This window comes from Aquiflexum sp., assembly GCF_977115555.1.
Genome location: NZ_CDSBKL010000407.1, coordinates 1 through 3,538, shown reverse-complemented (window position 1 = coordinate 3,538; position 3,538 = coordinate 1). Strand labels below are relative to the sequence as shown.

3 protein-coding genes are annotated in these 3,538 nt (G+C 40.5%); all 3 read right to left on the bottom strand.

Going from position 1 to position 3,538, the window contains the following annotated elements:
- Positions 1-577: alpha/beta fold hydrolase (locus tag ACZFYI_RS17465; RefSeq protein WP_462525409.1), on the bottom strand; the 577-nt coding region annotated here is incomplete at its 3' end.
- A 38-nt stretch (positions 578-615) separates the two neighbouring features.
- Positions 616-1,851: a BamA/TamA family outer membrane protein gene (locus ACZFYI_RS17460; RefSeq protein WP_462525408.1), complete on the bottom strand. Its 1,236-nt coding sequence runs from the start codon at positions 1,849-1,851 to the stop codon at positions 616-618.
- Positions 1,852-1,981: 130 nt separating this feature from the next.
- Positions 1,982-3,250, bottom strand: coding sequence for a DUF5692 family protein (locus ACZFYI_RS17455; protein WP_462525407.1), 1,269 nt, complete (start codon positions 3,248-3,250; stop codon positions 1,982-1,984).
- Positions 3,251-3,538: the final 288 nt, after the last annotated feature.

Genomic DNA, 3,538 nt, shown 5'->3' with positions numbered 1-3,538 from the left:
TTGCCTCAGAACCTTCTGCCCTGAACATCTGTGTGTAACTATTCCCTGCCTGCTGAGCAGGATTTTCCCTCATCTCCCTTGCAAAGATCGCCGGATGGGGAGAATTGATGATCATGAATTTTTCCAAAAGGTCTGGATGTACTATTGCCAGCACCCAAGAAACAATCCCGCCCCAGTCATGTCCAATAAGGGAAAATTTCTGATAACCGAGACCCTTTACCAATCCAGCCAGGTCATCTACCATATTTTTTATTTGGTAGTCTTTTACTTCCCCGGGCTTGTCTGTCAGGTTATACCCCCGCATATCAGGAGCAATAGCAGTATATTCCTTGCTTCCAATAAAGGATTGCAGAATATTGAAATTACCATACCAAAACTCCGGAAACCCATGTGCCATTACCACCAACTTAGGGCCTTCGCCTGCTTTGACATAATGCATTTTAATTCCGTTGGTTTCAATGAAATGGCTCGTCATTCCTTTTTTTAACAAATGGTCCTGGGCAAATGATGCTGACATGCTCAAAAACAAAAATGAAACCAAAACCAAAATGCAAATCTTTGTGTTGTATACTTTCATAATAGTTTATGTTTTAGATAAAAATTTTAGTCTAAATTCTAGAACATTTCATTCAAATTGAGAAAAATGGCGGAAGCGCCATGAATTCCCCGTCCATAATCCAAGCCAATGTTGACCCTGTTTTTTGGACTGATCATGTATCTCAAACCTGCGCCGTAACCTGCCTGGAAGTGGCTGAAAAGTTTCACATTGTCTGTCCGGCTACTGGCAGAAGTGGCATTGACAAATAACACGCCTCCCAATCTGTCTTTTGTCTTTTGCAATGGAAACCTCCATTCTGCTTCTGTGTATGTAAGATCTTCTCCCCTAAACCTACCCATCGTATAAGGTCTTCCTGATCTACCAAACATGTCCCAACCTGTGGCTGGCAAAAACATATAAGGTACTTTTCCCCCGGTGACAAACCAACCATAAGCCCAAACTGCAATCAGGTTTCTAGGTCTTTCGGGATTCAAGTTGAAATAATCCCTGTATTCCAACCAAAGCTGACTTGCCCCTTCTGTACTTCCCAAAAATTCGGGATTGAGTCTCAGGGAAGCCAACGCATACCTGCCATCATAAGGATTGGCCACGTTGTCCCGGCTATCCAAAGACGCATTCAAAGAAACGCCCGATTGGGTATAGCCTTCAAGCGGCATTCCTTTCAGGGTTTGGTATTGGTAGTGGTAAGTGAGTCGGGGAGGATCTGCATCCAAGTCCAGTTGCTTGTCGTCGATATTGGACATGATATCCAAATGATAGCCTATTCCATAAAAGAACCTGGTATCTGCATACCGCCTCAATGCAGTCTGATAAAATCTGAAATGGTCAAATCCCATCATTTCGTTTTCCGGTGGACCTTTGACCAGGTCATCAGAAACTTCTCCGTCTTCACCTATTACCGTATGGTACATATAAGAAGCGTCGGTACTCAAACCATAAGTTGGTTGACTGTTTAGGTTATACCTCAGGTCAGTCATCATCAACCAGCTGTCATCTTCCAAAAACATATTACCCCTAACCTGAAGGAACAATTGATTCTTTTGGGTGTAAAGAAAAGTTCCCAAAAAACTCGTCATGCTTGTATTTTCAGGGTTTCCATTGAACCAATTAAATCCCGGGGCAACACCATAAACCAATCCTGTGGTAGGATTGGCGGCTATGACCGGCATGGGGATGATGGTTATTTTTTTTTCTTTTTTTCCTTGGGGTATGGAATCCATATCCTGGCTGTAAGACATGGTCCCAAAACCAAAAAGGAAAAGAATGAACAATAAAATTCTTTGGCTATTCATCATCATGTGATTTAAAAGTGAATAAAAAAAAAGGCTGTTTTATTTCATGGGAATTAAGAAAAATGGCTACCAATAATCCGGTAGCCATATATTCTTCAATGAAATAGTCGGCAAGGACTTATCTTTTGCCTTAGGCGAGTTTGATAAAATGTGGAAATTTTTTGTTCGTTGCCACGATAGCATCTTGTTCTGCTACGGTCAAAACCGGCTGTCCAAAGCCCCATGCTTTTCTTCTGATCATCATTCCGAAATGGATATAGGCATTGTACACATTGAGACCAAGGCTTAACATAGCCAAAAGGATGATAAAAGTAGGATCATCCGGAAGCAAGACATTGTTCAGTGGATGGCTGATCCATTTTGAGCCGCTCATGATGTACATCATATAAGCTGACAAGGTGTAGGCCCTTGCCTGAAGCCATGTACCCACCTTGTAAAAAGCAGGAATGGTACAGGATAAAAGCACAATCAGACCCATGACGGCATGCTCGGGAATACAATTACAGATATAACTCCAGTTCCACACGTCATAAGCAATAATCCAAAGCAAAGTCATGTCCGGCCAAACCATGTCTTTCCATTTTGAATCATCGGCTTTGATTGTCAACCAACCTGACAAGGTGATAATACAAAGGATGCCGGCAGTACCGTTGAGGTAATGGTAAATCCCGCCAAATCCGGTACCCAATTCAAAATCCCTCATGACTGCTTCCACAATATTGATGGCCAAAATGGCTGCCACTACAAATTTTGCCCATTTGTAATTGTTCAATTTGGTGAATCTAACCAAGGTGAAGAACACCGAACCTGCTAATGCAGACCATACCTTGGCTACATGGAACCAAGTATCCACTGCAGTACCTACTGTGGTGATGGGCCACACATAAATGGTGAGGTAAAGAGGCAGAATAACACAGGTAGCCCAAACAAACCATTTGGACCACCTGCAGAGGTAATTGAAAATCAGCAAAACAATCAGGACTGCCGAAGTATGCATGATGGCAGGCAAATTGGAATGCTCCTGCACTTCATAATCCAACCCGTCTTTGGAAAAAGTAAATAATCCTTCCCCGGTTTTGGTCATGGTGACATCGTTGAAATCATCAATGACACTTGGAGGCCATATTGGGGTGATGGTCAGCTTGTCCCCAATCAATTCATACTTCTGTTTTTCTTTGAAATCTTTGTCTTCGGAGTTTTTCTTTGTTACAATGACTGTTCCGTCTTTACTGAAGCTAAAAATAAAGACCTGATTGTCACTTCGGGTGACCGCATACTTGCTGTCGAGGTATTCTCTTTCTTGGGCAAGTGAAGTGGAAATTATCCCTCCAAAAAGTAGGAAGAACATCAATGGCCTTATGAAAGATTGCTGCCATTTGAATTTGGTAAACTTTTTCATGTTAAGGTGAATTAGATTTGGTTAAAAGAGTATTTAAATGAAGAAAATAAGAAATTAATGTTAATAAATCATGAATATTAATTTTAATTTATTTTGTTGAATGAAATATAAATAAGATTTTCATTTAAAAAAATACTTAGTTGCAGAATTTTGATATATTATTTGTGCAAACGGTTGTATTAAAGTTGTATTAAAATTAGTTTTTTGACAAAACGGCCATAATTCATTTTGTGTCGTAACTACTTGATAATCAATAGGTTATAAGTCATTGATACTCAAGGAGAAAGA

Bases quoted from the DNA above. Each gene is read 5' to 3' on its own strand.
- ACZFYI_RS17460 (WP_462525408.1), bottom strand. From the start codon at position 1,851: ATGAATAGCCAAAGAATTTTATTGTTCATTCTTTTCCTTTTTGGTTTT.
- ACZFYI_RS17455 (WP_462525407.1), bottom strand. From the start codon at position 3,250: ATGAAAAAGTTTACCAAATTCAAATGGCAGCAATCTTTCATAAGGCCA.